The 18,117-nt window shown below is 39.9% G+C and carries 17 protein-coding genes; 9 read left to right on the top strand and 8 right to left on the bottom strand.

Going from position 1 to position 18,117, the window contains the following annotated elements; all coding sequences use genetic code 11:
• From ASU1_RS05365 to proB, 5 genes are all read right to left on the bottom strand, one after another.
• Complete coding sequence (locus tag ASU1_RS05365) at nt 1-2,121, bottom strand: 3-hydroxyacyl-CoA dehydrogenase NAD-binding domain-containing protein (protein ID WP_014991773.1); 2,121 nt, start codon at nt 2,119-2,121, stop codon at nt 1-3.
• A gap of 10 nt (nt 2,122-2,131) precedes the next feature.
• The gene (locus ASU1_RS05360; RefSeq protein ID WP_014991772.1) at nt 2,132-3,436 is read right to left on the bottom strand and encodes an acetyl-CoA C-acyltransferase; all 1,305 of its coding nucleotides are present in this window, start codon (nt 3,434-3,436) and stop codon (nt 2,132-2,134) included.
• 164 nt (nt 3,437-3,600) lie between these two features.
• Nucleotides 3,601-4,233, bottom strand: a complete 633-nt coding sequence (gene nth / locus ASU1_RS05355; protein ID WP_014991771.1) for an endonuclease III — start codon at nt 4,231-4,233, stop codon at nt 3,601-3,603.
• On the bottom strand, nt 4,230-5,000 hold the full coding sequence (locus tag ASU1_RS05350) for a TSUP family transporter (protein ID WP_014991770.1): 771 nt from the start codon (nt 4,998-5,000) through the stop codon (nt 4,230-4,232). The genes nth and ASU1_RS05350 overlap by 4 nt, the downstream gene beginning before the upstream one ends.
• A 63-nt stretch (nt 5,001-5,063) precedes the next feature.
• Nucleotides 5,064-6,155, bottom strand: a complete 1,092-nt coding sequence (gene proB / locus ASU1_RS05345) for a glutamate 5-kinase (protein ID WP_039195192.1) — start codon at nt 6,153-6,155, stop codon at nt 5,064-5,066.
• 124 nt (nt 6,156-6,279) lie between these two features.
• Between proB and folA the strand changes: the two genes are divergently transcribed.
• Together folA and ASU1_RS05335 are read left to right on the top strand one after the other, a co-directional pair.
• On the top strand, nt 6,280-6,774 hold the full coding sequence (gene folA, locus ASU1_RS05340) for a type 3 dihydrofolate reductase (protein ID WP_005622496.1): 495 nt from the start codon (nt 6,280-6,282) through the stop codon (nt 6,772-6,774).
• Nucleotides 6,775-6,893: 119 nt separating this feature from the next.
• Entirely contained in the window at nt 6,894-7,115 is a 222-nt protein-coding gene (locus ASU1_RS05335; RefSeq protein ID WP_005622497.1) for a YgjV family protein, read from the top strand.
• 67 nt (nt 7,116-7,182) lie between these two features.
• On the opposite strand, the gene ASU1_RS05330 is transcribed toward ASU1_RS05335, so the two are convergent.
• Nucleotides 7,183-7,995 carry a 5'-nucleotidase, lipoprotein e(P4) family gene (locus ASU1_RS05330; protein WP_039195188.1) on the bottom strand — a complete coding sequence of 271 codons (813 nt, stop codon included), beginning with the start codon at nt 7,993-7,995 and terminating at the stop codon, nt 7,183-7,185.
• A gap of 161 nt (nt 7,996-8,156) precedes the next feature.
• Here ASU1_RS05330 and ASU1_RS05325 point away from each other — a divergent pair, with 161 nt between their 5' ends.
• Complete coding sequence (locus ASU1_RS05325) at nt 8,157-9,107, top strand: bile acid:sodium symporter family protein (RefSeq protein ID WP_014991767.1); 951 nt, start codon at nt 8,157-8,159, stop codon at nt 9,105-9,107.
• Nucleotides 9,108-9,183: 76 nt separating this feature from the next.
• Here the strand turns inward: ASU1_RS05325 and ASU1_RS05320 are convergent, their stop codons facing one another.
• Both ASU1_RS05320 and ASU1_RS05315 read right to left on the bottom strand, forming a co-directional pair.
• Nucleotides 9,184-10,362, bottom strand: a complete 1,179-nt coding sequence (locus ASU1_RS05320; protein WP_014991766.1) for an efflux RND transporter periplasmic adaptor subunit — start codon at nt 10,360-10,362, stop codon at nt 9,184-9,186.
• Nucleotides 10,363-10,461: 99 nt separating this feature from the next.
• Nucleotides 10,462-11,277 (bottom strand): Cof-type HAD-IIB family hydrolase, encoded by an 816-nt coding sequence (locus ASU1_RS05315; RefSeq protein WP_014991765.1) that lies wholly within the window; start codon nt 11,275-11,277, stop codon nt 10,462-10,464.
• 603 nt (nt 11,278-11,880) lie between these two features.
• Between ASU1_RS05315 and leuA the strand changes: the two genes are divergently transcribed.
• The 6 genes from leuA (at nt 11,881) to upp (ending at nt 18,069) form a co-directional block, all read left to right on the top strand.
• On the top strand, nt 11,881-13,428 hold the full coding sequence (gene leuA / locus ASU1_RS05310; protein ID WP_014991764.1) for a 2-isopropylmalate synthase: 1,548 nt from the start codon (nt 11,881-11,883) through the stop codon (nt 13,426-13,428).
• A gap of 359 nt (nt 13,429-13,787) precedes the next feature.
• Entirely contained in the window at nt 13,788-14,366 is a 579-nt protein-coding gene (gene rpoE, locus ASU1_RS05305; protein WP_014991763.1) for an RNA polymerase sigma factor RpoE, read from the top strand.
• Between the two features lie 19 nt (nt 14,367-14,385).
• Entirely contained in the window at nt 14,386-15,015 is a 630-nt protein-coding gene (locus tag ASU1_RS05300; RefSeq protein ID WP_039195186.1) for a sigma-E factor negative regulatory protein, read from the top strand.
• Nucleotides 15,016-15,242: 227 nt separating this feature from the next.
• Nucleotides 15,243-15,671, top strand: coding sequence for a SoxR reducing system RseC family protein (locus tag ASU1_RS05295; protein ID WP_014991761.1), 429 nt, complete (start codon nt 15,243-15,245; stop codon nt 15,669-15,671).
• Nucleotides 15,672-15,681: 10 nt separating this feature from the next.
• Nucleotides 15,682-17,367 (top strand): long-chain-fatty-acid--CoA ligase FadD, encoded by a 1,686-nt coding sequence (fadD, locus tag ASU1_RS05290; RefSeq protein WP_014991760.1) that lies wholly within the window; start codon nt 15,682-15,684, stop codon nt 17,365-17,367.
• Between the two features lie 75 nt (nt 17,368-17,442).
• Nucleotides 17,443-18,069 (top strand): uracil phosphoribosyltransferase, encoded by a 627-nt coding sequence (upp, locus tag ASU1_RS05285; RefSeq protein WP_014991759.1) that lies wholly within the window; start codon nt 17,443-17,445, stop codon nt 18,067-18,069.
• The last annotated feature ends 48 nt before the right edge of the window (nt 18,070-18,117 follow it).

Below are 18,117 nucleotides of genomic sequence, written 5' to 3'. Positions count from 1 at the left end.
TTAAGCTTGTTCAGCCTGTTGTATTAGCCATTCGCAAGGTTCAAAGCGACTACCGTATTGTTTAGCATGTTGACGCAATTGCTTAACGATTTCTTGAGCGCTGATTTTTTCCATATAGGCGTAAATCCCGCCTCTAAATTCAGGGAAACCGGCACCAAGTACGGAAGCCACATTACCTTCATCAATAGACTGAATAACATTATCTTGTAAACACCACGCCGCTTCATTCAGCATACGCAGAATACAACGGCGGGCAATTTGTTCGGATTCCAAATCATTACGAGCGATGGTTTCCATCACATGATAAATACTTTTGTCCTCTTGCAAACGTTCGCCTTTAGAATCATACATATAAAAGCCGCGTTTATTCTTACAGCCTTTGCGTTCATTGCGAATCAGTAAATCGACACTTTCCGGCAAACTAAAACGTCTGCCTAATTCACGAACCAAAGCAGGGTTTGATTTGGCAATCACATCTAAACCCATTTCATCAATAACCGCTAACGGACCTAAATGGAAACCGAATTCTTGCAAGGAACGGTCGATAAACTCAATGGATTCGCCATCGACTAAGCATTGAATTGCTTCTAATAAGAACGGCGTTAAAATGCGGTTAATAAAGAAGCCTTGTTTATCAGCGACTAATAACGGCACTTTTCCTTGCTGAATTGCAAAGTGAATCGCCGTGGCAATCGTATGTTCACAAGTGCCTTCATGCGGTACGATTTCAACCATTTTTTGCTTCGCCACTGGGCTAAAGTAGTGGAAGCCAATTACATTTTCCGGACGCTTAGCGACTGCAGCGATATCTCGGATTGCAAAAGTTGACGTGTTGGTCGCAAAAATCGCGTGTTCGTCATAATAGGCTTCGCTTTCTTGCAACATACGTTGTTTTAGCTTGAGATCTTCATACACGGCTTCGATAACAAAATCGGTCGATTTTGCTGCAACAAGACGCTCACCGCCGGTAATTAGGTTCATTCTCTGAATCATTTGCCCCGGCTTGAGCTGGTTTTTATCCACTTCATTGCGCATCAATTCGTAGCAGGTACGTAGTGCTTTACGGATCTCCGAAGGATGAATGTCTTTAATTCGTACCGGTACTTGCGCATTATTTGCAGTTAAATAAGCGATGCCAGCGCCCATATAGCCAGAACCAAGCACACTTACTTGCAATACATCTCGTACATCACCACGAATGCGATATTTATCTTTCATCGCACGTTCGGTTTTTTTCAAATCAATCAAAACTTTTGAGGTTTCGGTATGAAATAACTCAGCGAATGCATGTTGTTCTAGGGTTAACCCAGCCTTGAAATGTGGCTCTTTCAGTAATTCGATCAGACGAGCAACCGCAGGGTAGTTACCGAAGGTTTTTAGCCATACTAAATTTTCGGTACGATCGAGAAACTTATTACGAAATAGCGTGTTGCCTTCCAGTTGTTTACGCCATTTTTTGAATAAGGTAAGCGGTCGTTTATAGTCAACTTTTTGCACTTTGTTATTTAATAACATTTGATAAGCGGTATCAAAAAGTCTGGTTGCCGGCACGAGCTTATCGACTAACATAAATTTTTTTGCTTGTTCGGCATTGATTTTATGCCCAAAGAGCAACAGTGGTGTGGCATTTTGTAAGCCGATTAAACGAGGTAAACGTTGCGTACCGCTGGCAAACGGTAATAAGCCGGAACGTACTTGCGGCATCGCAAATTGTGTGTGATGTTCATCCGTTGCTAAACGATAATCACACGCCAATGCTAATTCTAAGCCTAAGCCGAAACAATTGCCGTCAATTGCGGCGATCACCGGCATTTTTAGCGTATTAATTTCACGCATTACTGCTTGCGCTTCTTGTGAAAACAGGCGTAATTGTTCTGCTGTTTTCTCTTTTAGAATGCTCGGCTTGAAGCCTTGAATAAAATTGTGGGCACGAGCAGAGATAAAAATCACACCTCTAGCTTGCTGATAGATGACACTACCGATGACGCGGCGTAGTTCGCTGACAAAGTTTTCCGGTAACCAGTTAGCATCATTATCTAAAGTTTGAATACGAATAATCGCAATACGGTTATCATCAATTTCTACTTGAAACACCGGTGTTGGTTCTTGTTGTTCAATCATCGTATTTCCCTTATTCACTTTCTAAAACCATTGCGGCACCTAAGCCACCTAAACCGCTGGAAGCGACTAACGCTAAGCCGCCGCCTTGGCGTTTTAAGGCGTAAAGCGATTGAATAATTGTGCGTAAACTGGTTACCGCACGTGGGTTACCAAACGCAATGGAACCGCCTAAATGATTGAGCTTATCCAGCTCAATTTTGCCCAAACAAGCGGTTCGATTTAAGTATTTTTTTGCAAATTCGTTCGACTCAAAAAATTGAATATTGGCGAGCATTTGGCTTGCCGAAGATTCATGAATATCAATAAAGCTCATATCTTGTAATTGAAGTTCCGCACGGTCGAGCGCTTGAGCGCTGGCAATGGTTGCGCCGGCGAACATATCTTGCCAAATATCATTACCGGTAATGGCATAACTGCGGATATAACCAAGTGGAGTCAGCCCTAAATTTTTCGCTTTGCTTTCATTCATCAGTAAAACTGCCGCAGCACCATCGACCGGTTGTGGCATATTCGCTTCGGTAACGGTGGCATAGTCTTTATTTACCAAAGGTGAGAAACGTTGGTAATGACGAGAACGGGTTGCAGCGGAAACTAAGGTGTCCGAGACTACAAAATCTTTATAAGGATGCGGGAAAGAAGGCATGACTTCTTCTTTTAATAAACCGATTTTCCACGCATCTGCCGCTTTTTGGTTGGAAAGACGGGCATATTCGTCTTGATCTTCTCGGCTGATTTTATAGTCTTGCGCCATTTGCTCTGAAACTTCCGCAACGGACATTTGGGTGGTGAAATCTTTTAAATTTACGCTGTGAGGTTTGAAATCGCGCCATGAGAACTGACGGAAACGGCGATATTTTTCGTCTAGCGTTTCTGCAGCAAAAATCGATTTAAAGTTATAAATAACTCGAGGGCTAATGCTTAACGGCGCATTAGAAATCGAATCGGCACCACCGGCAATACCCGCAGAAATTGATCCACTGACAATACTGCCCGCAACATTGGCGATCGCTTGTAAACCGGATAAGCAAGAACTACTGATACTGTAAGATTGTAAGTGCGGCATATTGAGCGCAATCGCAATTTCACGTGCCGGATTTGGAATATCCGGTTGTTGGATTACTTGACCAAAAACTAATTGCTCGATTTCTTTTCGCTCAATCGCCGTACGGCTGAGTAATTCATTGGTTACCATTGTGCCAAGACTGGTTGCATATGCATCTTTGAAACCGGTATCTTTACGAGCAAACGGTGTTCGGAGTCCTGATACAATCGCAACACGCTCACCTTTCATGGTCAGTAGATTCTGATTCGGCATTGTTTGTCCTTATCGGGAGGGGATGTTGAGTTGCAAAAGGTGATATTGTAGCACCGTTAGGCAGAAAAGAAATATAGATTAAGAAAGATAGGAGCAGCGGTCAAATTTACATAAATATTTGCAAAAAAAATACAAATTCGACCGCTTGTATGTGAAGGGGTAACTTATTCCGTTTTGTCTTTGTATTCGCACAAATCTTCGATAATGCAAGAACCGCAACGAGGTTTGCGTGCAATACAGGTATAACGTCCGTGTAGAATCAACCAGTGATGTACATCTACCTTGAATTCGGCAGGGACCACTTTGAGTAATTTTTCTTCGACTTTGACCACGTCTTTACCCGGTGCAAAACCGGTACGATTGGATACACGGAAAATATGCGTATCCACCGCAATGGTCGGGTGTCCGAAGGCGGTATTCAGTACCACATTGGCGGTTTTTCGCCCGACGCCAGCCAATGCTTCAAGCGCTTCACGGCTTTCCGGCACTTCACCGTGATGTTTTTCGATTAAATCACGGCAAGTTTTAATAATGTTTTCCGCTTTGCTATTAAAAAGCCCGATAGTTTTAATATATTCTTTTAGCCCATCAACACCTAAATCCAAAATGGCTTGCGGCGTGTTTGCCACCGGAAACAGTTTATCAGTGGCTTTATTCACACCTTTATCGGTTGCTTGCGCAGAAAGAATGACAGCAATCAGTAATTCAAACGGATTGCTGTAATTAAGTTCGGTAGTTGGGTGTGGGTTTTCGTTACGTAAACGGGTTAAAATTTCAATTCGTTTTGCTTGGTTCATAGAAAGTTTAATAAGCCTTGATCATAGAGCATTTTTGCTACCATTATAAATGACATGGTGACTAACATTGGGCGCACTAATTTTTTGCCTTTGGTCACCACCATTCTTGCCCCGAGAGTACCGCCGATAAATTGTCCTACCATCATGATAAGACCGATTTTCCATAATACGGCACCGCCTAGAATAAAGAAAATCAATGAGGCAAAATTAGAGGTAAAATTTAACACTTTGGCGTGAGCTACCGCTTTCGGTAAATTAAAGCCAAGTAACAAAATAAATGCAAGGGTGAAAAACGAACCGGTTGCCGGCCCAAACATTCCGTCATAAAAACCAACACCGGCAGCTGCCGTAAAGGCAAATAACGGTAGGCTGATACGTTGTTTTCGATCTTCGTCACCGATACTTGGGCTAAATAAAAAATAAATACCGATAATCAATACCAAGAACGGTAACAATGCTTTTAGTGCGTTCACATCAATGGTTTGTACAAAGATTGTACCGCAAGCGGCACCAATAAAGGTCAATAAGATCAATAGGAAAATCTGTTTGACATCGACTGCTTTTTTGCGCACGAAATAGATAGAAGCGGAAAATGACCCACCGCAGGCTTGCAACTTATTGGTACCTAATGCCATGGCAGGGGGGACACCGACAGCTAATAATGCCGGAATCGTCAGTAATCCGCCACCGCCGGCGATTGCGTCAATAAAGCCGGCTATCATTGCCACGCTAAATAAGATTGCAAAAACATCTAGTCCTAATTCCATTTTCTCTCCCTTATGCAAGCGGTTAAATTTGCAAAATTTTTAGCAAATTTGACCGCCTGTTTGTTAATAAATCACCATTTCATCTATATGTACGGCAACTGAGCCGAATTCATAGCCTAACAATGATTCGATTTCTGCTGATTTCTTGCCTTTAATGCGTTCTAACGCTTCGCTACTGTAACGTGCTAAGCCGAGCGCAAGAGCTTTGCCTTCTTGATTAAAGATTTTAACCACTTCGCCACGACTAAAGACCCCTTTTATATCTGAAACACCGACAGGCAAGAGTGATTTATGTTGTAATAATGCGGTTTCCGCACCTTTATCAACTGTTAATGCCCCCACCTGCGGGGCAGCGAATAACCACTGTTTTCTGCCTTCTAAGCGGTCGGATTGCACTAAAAATTTGCTACCGATCGCCACATCATTGGCTAAATCAACCAACACGTTTTCACGAGAGCCTGAAGCAATAATCGTCTCTACACCTGAACGAGTAGCAATATCTGCCGCAGTAATTTTTGTGCTCATGCCACCGGTACCGAGTCCGGTTGAACTTCCGCCGGCAATTTGACGAATTTCCGGCGTGATCCTTTCAACGACAGAAAGAAGCGACGCATTCGGATCTTTACGAGGGTCTGCGCTAAAAAGCCCCTCTTGGTCGGTTAATAAATAGAGTTGGTCGGCGTGTGCAAGGATCGCAACTAAAGCAGATAAGTTATCGTTATCGCCCACTTTAAATTCTTCGGTTGCCACCGTGTCATTTTCATTGATAACCGGAATGATTTTTTGTTCTAACAGCGCATTTAGCGTATCTCGAGCATTTAGGAAACGTTCACGATCGTCAATATCGGCACGGGTTAATAAAATTTGCCCGATATGAATGCCATAAATATCGAATAAATTTTCCCAAGTACGAATCAGTTGGCTTTGTCCAACCGCCGCTAACATTTGTTTATAAGCAAGCGTTTTGGGAAGTTCAGGATGACCGAGATAATCACGCCCAGCCGCCGCAGCACCAGATGTCACAACAATCACACGATGATGCTGATGCAGTTGAGCGATTTGTTTAACTAACTCTAACATATAAGGGCGGCTTAAACTTTTACCGCCATGGGTGAGGGTACTTGTCCCAAATTTGATAACAATAGTCTTGCTCATAAGCTGTATTTTGGTAGGTTGTGTAAACAAAAAAAGAATTATATGAAAAGTAGCACTTTTGTTTGCTAAAATCACTATTAATTTCAACTTAAATCAAACTAAAAGGCATAAGGGCGGAAAAACGATGGAAATTAGTTTAATTGTAGCACGTACAAAAAATCACGTGATTGGTAAGGACAATCAAATGCCGTGGCATTTACCGGTTGATTTGGCATGGTTTCGTCAAAATACAGTGGGCAAGCCAGTGATTATGGGGCGCAAAACTTACGAATCTATCGGTCGCTTACTACCTAAACGTCCTAATATTATTTTATCTCGTTCCGGCTTTTCAGTAGAAGGCGCTTATGCGGCGACTAATTTTGAACAAGCGGTCGAATTAGCCAAAACTTTTGCAAATGTGGAAGAAATTATGGTGATTGGTGGCGGCGAGCTTTTTAAACAAACTATTCCTGTTGCAAACAAACTCTATTTAACCGAAATACAGGCGGAGATTGAAGGCGATACGTTTTTTGAATTCGATGAAGAAAATTGGCAATTAAAAGCGGAAACATGGTCTGAAATTGATGAGCAAAACCCTTATCAATGCCGTTTTATGTTACTGGAACGTAGTGGCTGCTGATTTTATCGTCAATCAAAACATAAAAATGTGAACGCAATCCTTTGCTTTTTTTAAAGTTAAACACAAACAAAATAAGACTGATTAAAATAATACACAGTAATTAATTTTAGGAGGTTCTTATGGATTATGTAGAGTTATTCGGCTACTTTGCGATGTTTTTAGTAGGCGTATCTTTTTTATTAAAAGATGTGATTAAGTTGCGTTTTGTGAATGCGGTAGGGTGTGCTTGCTTCACCATTTATGGATTAATGATAGGTTCTTTACCTGTTGCAGGTTTAAACTTTTTTGTGACCTGCACCAATCTCTATTTTTTCATTAAACATATGCGTGAAAGAGCATAATGACTTAAATAAGTCACAATAAAAGACCGCTTATCAGAAGCTTTGATAAGCGGTCTCTTTTTATCAATTATTTACCATCCCATGCTTTAATGGCGTTGTGACGGATGTCTAAACGACTTTTCGCATCGCCTTTGTAATAGTTTTTATCTAGACCACCTTCCCAGTCACCGTAGTTCGGGTTTGGTAATACGATAAATTGTTTACCAAATTTTTCTTTGTTTGCGCTGACAAAGTCACGACGTTCCGCATTTGATTTTTTGTAGGTTGCATCACCAAAGTCATTTAAGTTATCGCCTAGGTAAAGCACGATTTCATAACCTTGTTTTTCAATTTGTTCGAAACGAGGCGTTTTGTTTGATTTGTCTTTTTTGAGGAATAATGTTTGCTCGTTTACACCGGTAAAACCTAATTCTTTCATATCATCGATAGTTGCTGCTTTTTCGCTGCTGTCTTTACGGTTTGATACGTAGAACATTGTACCTTTGTGGCTGTTTACATAGTTATTAAATTCAACAGCACCGGCAATCGCTTGAGTTTGGCGTGCATTTACCCAGCGTGTCCAGCTTTCGCCGTCAAATGATTTATGATTTTTTACTTGCCAACCTGCGTAAGGGCTGTTGTCCACCATGGTTTCGTCAAGGTCAACAACAACCGCTTTTTTCTTACCTTTTGTTACTTTTGCATTATCAAACGCAATTTTTGCCATATTGAAAGCTTGGTGAGCTAATGCTTGATATTCACCGGATTGTTGCATCCAGTTAATCCCTAACGCCGCTTGTTCTTGCAAAATCATTTCATTGTGCTTTTGTGCATGGTGATGACAGCCGGTTAATGCAAACATTGATGCTACCGTAATAGCAGTTAATTTAACTAATTTCATTATGTTCTCCTTTCGTGTTTGTTTCTTTCGCAACTTTGGCAATGACAGCCAAAGCGCCCAAAGGGTACAAATAAACCTGATTTTTGTCTATTCACTTTTGTAAAAAAGTACGTTAGCCTGTTACTCTTTTAATCTAAATCAATAACAATTAAGGACACAACATGAATGCACTTTTGAAAATAACACAATTTGTCAGTAAAACTTTTGCTGTCTGGGTCGTGTTTTTTGCTTTTATTGCAGCACAATTTCCTGATACGTTTAAACAGTTTGTCCCTTGGATTCCTTATTTATTAGGGATTGTGATGTTAGGTATGGGTTTAACGCTTACCTTTAAAGATTTTGCGGAAGTCACTAAAAATCCGAAAGCGGCGATTTTAGGTGTAATTGCCCAATTTGTCGTGATGCCGAGTATCGCTTTTGTTTTAGCAAAAGCGTTTCAACTTCCGCCAGATTTAGCCATCGGTGTGATTTTGGTCGGCTCTTGCCCCGGCGGCACTTCGTCAAATGTGATGACTTACTTAGCAAAAGGTAATACCGCATTGTCTGTAGCGTGTACCACGGTTTCGACATTATTAGCACCATTACTTACCCCAGCGGTATTTTATATTTTTGCAAGCGAATGGTTAGAGATTGATGCGGGGGCGATGTTTGTTTCGGTCTTAAAAATGGTGCTTTTACCAATTTTTATCGGTGTGGTGATCCGTTCTATCTTTAAGCAAAAAATTGAGCAATTTAGCCAAACTATGCCGTTAATTTCAGTATTAGCGATTGTATTGATTGTGACCGCTGTTGTTTCAGTAAGTAAAGATCGCATTATTGAATCGGGGCTATTGATTTTCTTAGTAGTGGCGGTGCATAACGGGTTAGGCTATTTGACTGGTTACTTAATCGGACGTGTATTTAAATTACCTATTGCCGATAGTAAAGCGATTGCGATTGAGGTTGGGATGCAAAATTCAGGCTTGGGCGCAGCGCTCGCCGCATTGCATTTTAAAGCCAATCCATTGATTGCTGTACCAAGTGCCGTATTTAGCTTTTGGCATAATATTTCTGGACCGATCTTGGCGATGATTTTTGCTGCAATCAAAAATCAGCCGGATAGCAAGGAATAGGCTAGCGCTTGAGAGAACTGAAAGCGGTCGGAATTTGTAAAAAATATGCAAATTTCGACCGCTTGTTTTTTCTAGATTAGAAGGGGCCTCGACCACGTGGCTGCATACTGATTTGTTCGCTGTCGGAACGTTGAGTTGTAATAACCTGTTCGCCTTCGGTTACACCGGATGTAATTTCCGTATATTGGCTATCGGCTAACCCCAATTCGACTTTCTTTTCAATTGGTTGATTGTTTTCTAAAACTTGTATAAAAGTTTCGTTACCTTTTTTCTTTAACGCCGATGTCGGCACCACAAGTACGTTTTCACGTTTAGCAATTTCCACTTGCCCTTGCACAGTCATACCAATCCGTAAACGTTGTTCGGCATTATCTACTAAAGAATTCGCATAGTAATAAATTGCCTCGGTATTACCGGCTTTTTCAGTATATTTATTTGAGGCGCTGTCATCACTGAGCGTGGTTAACGCCGGATCGACACTATCAATTTTGCTGTGATATTTATGATTCGGTTCGGCGAGCGTAGTGAATGTCATATTTTGACCTTTCATAACTTGCGCAATATCACCTTCGGAAATCTCCAATTTGATTAACATTTTTGATAGGTCGGCAACGTGCACAATGGTTGGTGAGGTTTGTGCCGAATTCACGGTTTGCCCAACTGAAATTGGAACGGATACAATTGTTCCATCCATTGGTGAGACAATTTGGGTGTAATTTAAATTGGTTCTCGCATCAGCTACCGAAATTTGTGCCGATTTGATTTGTGATTTTGCTTCATCCACACTTGCTTTAGCAGCGGCTAAAGTATTTTTAGCCGTTTCAAGATCGGATTGAGATGCACTAGCTTGTTTATATAATTTACTCAAACGTGTGTAATTTGATTGTGCTACTTCTAAAGCCACTTGTGCAGAAGATAACTTGGCTTGATAAGAAGCAAGATTGGCTTCTGCGGTGCTTAAACTGTTACTTTGGTTACTAGAGTCAATATCGGCAATCAGATCACCTTTTTTGACCGTTTGACCAAGTGTAACGTAGAGATTAATAATTTTCCCTGAAACTTGCGCACCAACTTCAGTACGTTTGCTTGCACGCACCGAGCCAGTTGCCAGCACACTTTTATCTATCGTGTTGCGAGTAACCGGTTCGGTTATATAGTGAATTTGTTGCGCCTCATCGCTACTCGAAAAATAGAAGTAACCTGCGGTTGTAATACCCGCAAGCACTAATGCGGTAATGATAGGTTTTAGTTTCATTTGTTTTCCAATTTTAGTGGGTAAAGATCAATAAATAAGCGGTCGTTTTTGACCTGTTTTTTGCAAAATAATTCCGAAATTTGACCGCTTACTTGAAACTTAAATAATACCAAAGGTTGCACGGATATAGCTAGCGACTGCTTCATGTTTGTGATTACCGATCACCTCGTTATGTGGAAGGGCTTGTTTTAGCCTTGGGTCGGCATTCTCCATAATGCAACCTTTGCCGACACGAGCAAGCATTTCTATATCGTTCATACCGTCACCGAATGCTAAACAATCTTGTAAGGTATAGCCTCGTAATCTGACTAATTCCTCAAGTGCATTCGCTTTACAAACGGATTTATGCATAATCTCTAAGCATAAAATACCGGAGTAAGTAATATAAAGCTGATCCCCGAAATGTTGTCGAATATAAGTCTCGATCGGAATAAGATCTTCTGGTGTTTTCCCGATAAAGAACACTTTTTCCGTTTGTTTTCCGTGATGTTGGCTGAAATCGGTAACTTGATAGGTAAAACCGGAATCTTTGTGATATTTTTTCAGTTGTTCGATATCAATGTTGATAAACCACTCATCGCCTTGATAGGTATTAAGGCACACACGAGTTGGATCAAAAGGTATTTGCATTAATTGAAAGGCAAGTTCTTTGGGAATGTAATGGTTTAGGACGGTATCACCGGAAAGGAAATTAGCTCTTGCACCATTTGAAGTAATTAGCATCGCTTCTTTTAAATCGACTTTATTGATAATGTGTTTCACGTCTGGCAAATTTCGTCCGGTCGCCAGAAAGATATCAACACCTTGAGCAGCAAGTTTACTTAATGTTTCAATCGTAAAATTGCCAATTTTATGTTCTGCATTTAATAAGGTTCCGTCTAAATCTGAAACGATGGCTTTAAATGGTTGATTCATTGTTATTTCCTCAAATATTTTTTAGACAATTATTCTGCAAAGGCTAGCAAATTTAAGCTTTATCTTCAAAGAAAATAGTGATTTTACGTTATTTTAACCAAAAATCGTTTAAAAAATCACAAAACGAATAAAAAGTGTAAGGCTTTGTTATTTCTCAAAAGGCATTGCTTTTATTTGGAGGAATAATCTTAATTTGGGATTAATTGCTAATTAATTTATTAAATGAAGAATTTATCACTGTTTTTATATTTGAAATTACCAAGAAAACGTTTGCGAGGAGTGAAAAATTCTATTGACTTCACTCTATTTGAGGCTAATATAGCTCTTGTATTTCGAATAACTATGCAAACATAAACACACACACAACACAATGGAAAAACTACTTTCTCTCCGACTTCTTCTGTTATCGCATTCTGTGCGAGGATAAAGGTTGGTTGGACGAAAATAGTTCACTATCCACACTTTACCCGCACATCGATGCGGGTTTTTTTTTATTTTTTCTTAATTTTTTAAAAGAAATAATAAAAAAGAAAAACGAGTGTTTATCGTAGGTATTTTACTCATTTTAATTAAATCGGTGTTTTAACACTAATGGAGAAGCCCATGAGCAATAACAACATTATTATTTTTGATACGACATTACGTGATGGCGAACAAGCACTAAAAGCAAGTTTAACCGTAAAAGAAAAACTACAAATTGCGTTAGCGCTTGAGCGTTTAGGTGTCGATGTAATGGAAGTGGGGTTTCCTGTTTCCTCTGCGGGCGATTTCGAATCAGTAAAAACCATTGCACAGAATATTAAAAATAGCCGAGTTTGTGCGCTTTCTCGTGCTGTGGATAAAGATATTGATGTTGCGGCGGAAGCATTAAAAGTTGCGGAAGCGTTCCGTATTCACACATTTATTGCCAGCTCGGCAATTCACGTTGAATCTAAATTAAAACGTTCGTTTGATGACGTAGTTGAAATGGCGGTAAAAGCGGTAAAACGTGCAAGAAGTTATACCGACGATGTGGAGTTTTCATGTGAAGATGCGGGGCGTACTGGAATTGACAATATTTGTCGTATCGTAGAAGCGGCAATTAATGCGGGTGCGACCACGGTAAATATTCCTGATACAGTGGGTTACTGCTTACCATATCAGTATGGCGATATTATTGCCAATGTGATGAACCGAGTACCGAATATTGATAAAGCGGTTGTTTCAGTGCATTGCCACAATGATTTGGGTATGGCGACGGCAAATTCTCTCACTGCCGTGTTAAACGGTGCGAGACAAATTGAATGTACGATTAACGGTATCGGTGAACGTGCAGGTAATACGGCATTAGAAGAAGTAGTAATGGCAATCAAAACTCGCCAAGATATGTTCAATGGCAAAGATACTCGCATTAATACGCAAGAAATTCATCGTGTTAGCCAAATGGTCAGCCAATTATGTAATATGCCGATTCAGCCGAATAAAGCGATTGTCGGTTCAAATGCATTTGCACATTCATCAGGTATTCACCAAGACGGTATGGTGAAAAACAAAAATACTTATGAAATTATGTCGCCTGAAACAATCGGCTTGAAGAAAGAAAAATTAAATCTTACTGCTCGTTCGGGGCGTGCGGCTGTAAAAAATCATATGACGGAAATGGGATATCAAGAAAGTGACTATGATTTGGATAAACTTTATGACGCATTCTTAAAATTAGCAGATAAGAAAGGTCAGGTGTTTGACTATGATTTGGAAGCGCTAGCCTTTATTGATATGCAGGCAGGCGATGAAGATAGATTGCATTTAGATGTGATTACATCACAAATGATTAGTGGCTTACCTGCATCGGCTTTCGTTCAGGTTGAACTTGATGGTAAGCGTGTGAGTGAAGTGTCAAACGGTGGTAACGGTCCAGTAGATGCTGTGTATAATGCGATTCTTAAAATTGTAGGAATGGATATTAAAATGTCGCATTATAACCTTACCGCAAAAGGCGAGGGAGCAGAAGCGCTTGGGCAAGTGGATATTGTGGTTGAACATGAAGGTCGTCGTTTCCACGGTGTAGGTTTAGCAACCGATATTGTTGAATCATCAGCTCGTGCTTTAATTCATGCGATTAATGCTATTTATCGTGCGCATAAAGTTGCGGATTTAAAAGCAAAGAAATAGAAAAAACATCAGAAAATATTAAAAAATAGAAAGAAGCGGTCAGATAGAGTGGTATTTTTACGAAAATCCAGTAAAATCTGACCGCTTCATTTATAGGATAATGATCTTTTTGTTTATTTATTAATCACACGATCTTTTTGTTAGCGAAAAATTGAATTTTCTTATACCTGAGCAGTCTAGTAAGCAGCATATATTTGCGTCAATACTGGCTTCTTATGTATTCGGATTAAAATGATTTGTAAATTTTTTAATTAGCCTATTCTTTTAGGAACTTTTACATGGTTTTATATACTAAGTGATATACGATGTGAAAGTGATGAAAGAATATACGCGTAACTAAGTTAGGAGAACGCAGATAGATGAGTGAGCAGGTAGCCGATCAAATTTTGGTTGAGCGTGCACAGCAAGGTGACAAAAAAGCATTTAATTTACTCGTCGTGCGTTATCAAAATAGAGTAGCGGGTCTATTAACCCGTTATGTCGCACGCGATGATATTCCAGATATTGTGCAAGAATCATTTATTAAAGCTTATCGTTCATTAGAGTCTTTCCGTGGAGAAAGCGCTTTTTATACATGGCTTTATCGTATTGCAGTAAATACAGCTAAGAATCACTTAACAGCCTTAGGAAGACGTCCGCCTAAAGAAGATATTTTGGCAGAAGATGCTGAAAGTTTTGATGCAGGTGTACAGCTTCGTGAGGGGGATACGCCGGAAAGTATGGTGTTGTCCGAAGAATTAAAACGTGTTGTTTTCGACACAATTGAGAGCTTGCCTGAAGAGCTTAAAACCGCAATTACCTTGCGTGAGTTAGAAGGGTTAAGCTATGAGGAAATTGCAGAAGTAATGCAATGTCCGGTAGGTACGGTTCGTTCACGTATCTTCAGGGCAAGAGAAGCAATTGATGCAAAAATTAATCCTCTTATGCAGCAGATTTAAGATTCAATCGGAGTTTATTATGCAACAAAGAGAAACCCTTTCAGCTTTTATGGATGGGCATAATGTTGATGATGCATTCATCAATGAATTATGTAACGATCCTGAATTAAAGCAAAAATGGGCTAGCTACCATGCAATTAGCAGTGTTATGCATGGTGACGAAATCATTCTAGGTGATGATTTCTCTGCAAAAATGGAAGCATTGCTTGAAAATGAAGAGATTGAATCTCCATCATTGGTAGCAGCGAATGAGCAGGCCCAGCCAAAAGGTATGTTACTCAAACTTAAACGTTGGGGGACGCCACTTATGCAAGCCGGTATTGCTGCATCTGTGTGTTTAGTTGCAGTGTTGGGTGTGAATATGATGGGAACGGATAATGATATTGCACAAGCAGATCAGCCTGTTTTACAAACCCAACCATTTAGTGATTCGGTTCAGCCTGTAAGTTATAACGCACCTGAAAAAGATGTGCCTACGGCGACTCAATTAGAACAGCAACAAGATAAAATTAATACGTTATTACAAACTAACGAATTACAACGTCGTCCAAATGCTGGCGCAGTAACATTATCAGAAGAACAAAAAGCAAGAGCTCAAACATCTTCAATGGAACCAGCTGAAAATGGTGAAATGCAAAAGACTAACTAAGCTTGAAAGCCTGTCATTTTCGTTTCATTATTAAACAGGTTAAATTATTAGCCTAATTAAGCGGTAAGATTTAGCGAATTTTTTGCAAAAATTTGCTACAATCTTACCGCTTTTTTATTACCTATTCAGACCTCCGTCCTCTAGCCGATGAGAATTAAACGAAATATTATGTTTTTATTCTGCGAATTAAGGCAGTTAGCGGGTACATGATACAGGAGAACAAAATAATGATGGTTGAAATTGCAACGGTGATTAGTTATCGGAATGGCTTAGCAACCGTACAATGTAGCGCTAAAAGTGCGTGTGGTGGGTGTGCGGCAAAAGAAAGTTGCGGAACAAAATCTTTATCTGCTTTAGCTGGGGAAAAATTTGCACCGAAATTTGAATTAAAGGTAAGTGAACAGCTTGCAGTCGGCGAACAAATTCGAATCGGTCTCGCAGAGCAAACTTTGCTGCGTAGTGTTTTTTGGATCTATGTCATGCCGTTATTGGTATTAATTTTATCAGCGGTCGGATTTTCTCAACTTTTTGCAAATGAATTATTGGTTGTTCTTGCTATGTGTATTTGCACCGGTGGGACTTTTATCGGAATAAAAAAAATGATGAGTCAAATACGGGAAAGCGAGTTTACCCCCGTATTTCTAGGACGGATTTAATGGAGACAATATGGAGAAAATTTGGTTAAAAAATTACCCAGAAGGTTCAGCTCAAACTATTGATGTTAATCAATATGAATCATTACTTGAAATGCTTGAATCTGCTGTGCGTAAGCATCCTGATATGCCGGCCTATATTAATATGGGTAAAGTATTAACATTTCGTAAGTTAGAAGAGCGTAGCCGCGCTTTTGCAGCTTATCTGCAAAATGAATTACGTTTAGAAAAAGGCGAACGAATTGCATTAATGATGCCTAATTTATTGCAATATCCAATCGCATTATTCGGTGCTTTACGTGCGGGTTTAGTTGTGGTGAATGTTAATCCGCTATATACCCCGAGAGAACTTGAACATCAACTTAATGATAGTGGTGCGAAAGCAATCGTTATTGTATCAAATTTTGCAGCAACATTAGAAAAAGTGGTTTTTGATACGAGTGTTAAGCACGTAATTTTAACTCGTATGGGAGATCAGCTTTCTTTTGGTAAACGTACATTGGTAAACTTTGTCGTAAAATACGTGAAAAAGTTAGTACCTAAATATAAGTTACCGCACGCAGTAAGTTTCCGCGAAGCATTAAGTATCGGTAAACAGCGTCAATATGTAAAACCGATGGTTTATAAAGATGATCTTGCGTTTCTTCAATATACCGGTGGCACAACAGGTGTTGCAAAAGGCGCAATGTTGACGCATGGTAGTGTGATTGCAAACGTCCTGCAGGCAAAATGGGTTGCAGAGCCATTGCTTAAGAATGCTCGTGAGCGTATTGCAGTGATTCCTTTGCCTCTCTATCATGTTTTTGCACTTTCTGTGAATTGTTTGCTCTTTATTGAGCTGGGAGTAACGGGATTACTTATTACAAATCCTAGAGATATTCCGGGGTTCGTTAAAGAGCTGAAAAAATACCGTTTTGTAGCATTAACGGGTGTTAATACACTATTTAATGCCTTATTAAACAATGAAAACTTCAAAGAAGTTGATTTCTCAAATTTAAAACTGAGTGTAGGTGGCGGCGCAGCAATTCAATCTGCAGTTGCAAAACGTTGGCACGAATTAACGGGTAGCCATATCATTGAAGGCTATGGCATGACTGAATGTTCACCATTGATTGCGGCAACTCGCTCTGATTCGACCGAGCATACCGGCTCGATTGGGATTCCAGTGCCAAATACCGATATTCGTATTGTCGATGATGAAGGACATGATGTAACAATGGGTGAACGAGGAGAACTTTGGGTAAAAGGTCCTCAGGTAATGAAAGGCTATTGGCAGCGTCCGGAAGATACGGCAAATGTTTTAAAAGATGGCTGGATGGCAACTGGTGATATTGTGGTGATGGGCGAAGATCTGAATTTACGCATTGTTGATCGTAAAAAAGATATGATTATTGTTTCCGGTTTCAATGTATATCCGAATGAGATCGAAGATGTTGTTGCGCATAACCCGAAAGTAAACGAAGTAGTTGCAATTGGTGTACCGAGTAAATCGTCAGGTGAAGCGATTAAAATCTTTGTTACTAAAAAAGATGAGAGCTTAACACGTGAAGAACTGCGTAATTATTGCCGCCAGTACCTCACCGGCTATAAGATTCCTCGTGAAATTGAGTTCCGTGATGAATTACCGAAGAGCAATGTCGGTAAGATTTTACGTCGTGTATTGCGAGATGAAGAATTAGCAAAAGCACAAAGCGTATAAATAGATTTAGGAGAAGCAGAGGATAAAACTCTGCTTATAGCATAAAGTTAGCATTTAAATGCTTAGGAGCCACAAATGAAAATTGTAGAAGTTAAACATCCATTAGTAAAACATAAATTAGGCTTAATGCGAGCAGCGGATATTAATACTAAAGATTTCCGTGCATTAGCGACAGAAGTGGGTAGTTTATTAACATACGAAGCGACAACTGATCTTGAAACAGAATTAGTAGAAATTGACGGTTGGTGTGGTAAGGTCGAAGTTGAACGTATAAAAGGTAAAAAAGTAACAGTAGTACCGATTTTACGTGCAGGCCTAGGTATGATGGATGGCGTTTTAGAACATATTCCAAGTGCGCGTATTAGCGTTGTTGGTATTTACCGTAATGAAGAAACGTTAGAGCCGGTACCGTATTTCACTAAGTTAGCGAATGATGTAGAAGAGCGTTTAGCGATTATTGTGGATCCAATGTTAGCGACTGGTGGTTCAATGATTGCAACCATTGATTTATTGAAAAAAGCAGGTTGTAAACAAATTAAAGTGCTTGTGCTTGTTGCTGCTCCGGAAGGGATTAAAGCGTTAGAAGCTGCACACCCAGATGTAGAATTATTTACCGCTTCAATTGACAGCCACCTAAATGAGCATGGTTATATTGTTCCGGGACTTGGTGATGCCGGTGATAAGATTTTCGGTACAAAATAATTTCAAGTAAAAGATAAAAAACCTAAGAGAAATCTTAGGTTTTTTTAT

The organism is Actinobacillus suis ATCC 33415, assembly GCF_000739435.1.
In the GTDB taxonomy this organism is placed as follows: Bacteria; Pseudomonadota; Gammaproteobacteria; order Enterobacterales; family Pasteurellaceae; genus Actinobacillus; species Actinobacillus suis.
Note: the sequence above shows the minus strand (reverse complement) of the source record. Positions and strands in the feature narration are given on the sequence as shown.

Bases quoted from the DNA above. Each gene is read 5' to 3' on its own strand.
- ASU1_RS05365 (WP_014991773.1), bottom strand. From the start codon at position 2,121: ATGATTGAACAACAAGAACCAACACCGGTGTTTCAAGTAGAAATTGAT.
- ASU1_RS05360 (WP_014991772.1), bottom strand. From the start codon at position 3,436: ATGCCGAATCAGAATCTACTGACCATGAAAGGTGAGCGTGTTGCGATT.
- nth (WP_014991771.1), bottom strand. From the start codon at position 4,233: ATGAACCAAGCAAAACGAATTGAAATTTTAACCCGTTTACGTAACGAA.
- ASU1_RS05350 (WP_014991770.1), bottom strand. From the start codon at position 5,000: ATGGAATTAGGACTAGATGTTTTTGCAATCTTATTTAGCGTGGCAATG.
- proB (WP_039195192.1), bottom strand. From the start codon at position 6,155: ATGAGCAAGACTATTGTTATCAAATTTGGGACAAGTACCCTCACCCAT.
- folA (WP_005622496.1), top strand. From the start codon at position 6,280: ATGGAAATTAGTTTAATTGTAGCACGTACAAAAAATCACGTGATTGGT.
- ASU1_RS05335 (WP_005622497.1), top strand. From the start codon at position 6,894: ATGGATTATGTAGAGTTATTCGGCTACTTTGCGATGTTTTTAGTAGGC.
- ASU1_RS05330 (WP_039195188.1), bottom strand. From the start codon at position 7,995: ATGAAATTAGTTAAATTAACTGCTATTACGGTAGCATCAATGTTTGCA.
- ASU1_RS05325 (WP_014991767.1), top strand. From the start codon at position 8,157: ATGAATGCACTTTTGAAAATAACACAATTTGTCAGTAAAACTTTTGCT.
- ASU1_RS05320 (WP_014991766.1), bottom strand. From the start codon at position 10,362: ATGAAACTAAAACCTATCATTACCGCATTAGTGCTTGCGGGTATTACA.
- ASU1_RS05315 (WP_014991765.1), bottom strand. From the start codon at position 11,277: ATGAATCAACCATTTAAAGCCATCGTTTCAGATTTAGACGGAACCTTA.
- leuA (WP_014991764.1), top strand. From the start codon at position 11,881: ATGAGCAATAACAACATTATTATTTTTGATACGACATTACGTGATGGC.
- rpoE (WP_014991763.1), top strand. From the start codon at position 13,788: ATGAGTGAGCAGGTAGCCGATCAAATTTTGGTTGAGCGTGCACAGCAA.
- ASU1_RS05300 (WP_039195186.1), top strand. From the start codon at position 14,386: ATGCAACAAAGAGAAACCCTTTCAGCTTTTATGGATGGGCATAATGTT.
- ASU1_RS05295 (WP_014991761.1), top strand. From the start codon at position 15,243: ATGATGGTTGAAATTGCAACGGTGATTAGTTATCGGAATGGCTTAGCA.
- fadD (WP_014991760.1), top strand. From the start codon at position 15,682: ATGGAGAAAATTTGGTTAAAAAATTACCCAGAAGGTTCAGCTCAAACT.
- upp (WP_014991759.1), top strand. From the start codon at position 17,443: ATGAAAATTGTAGAAGTTAAACATCCATTAGTAAAACATAAATTAGGC.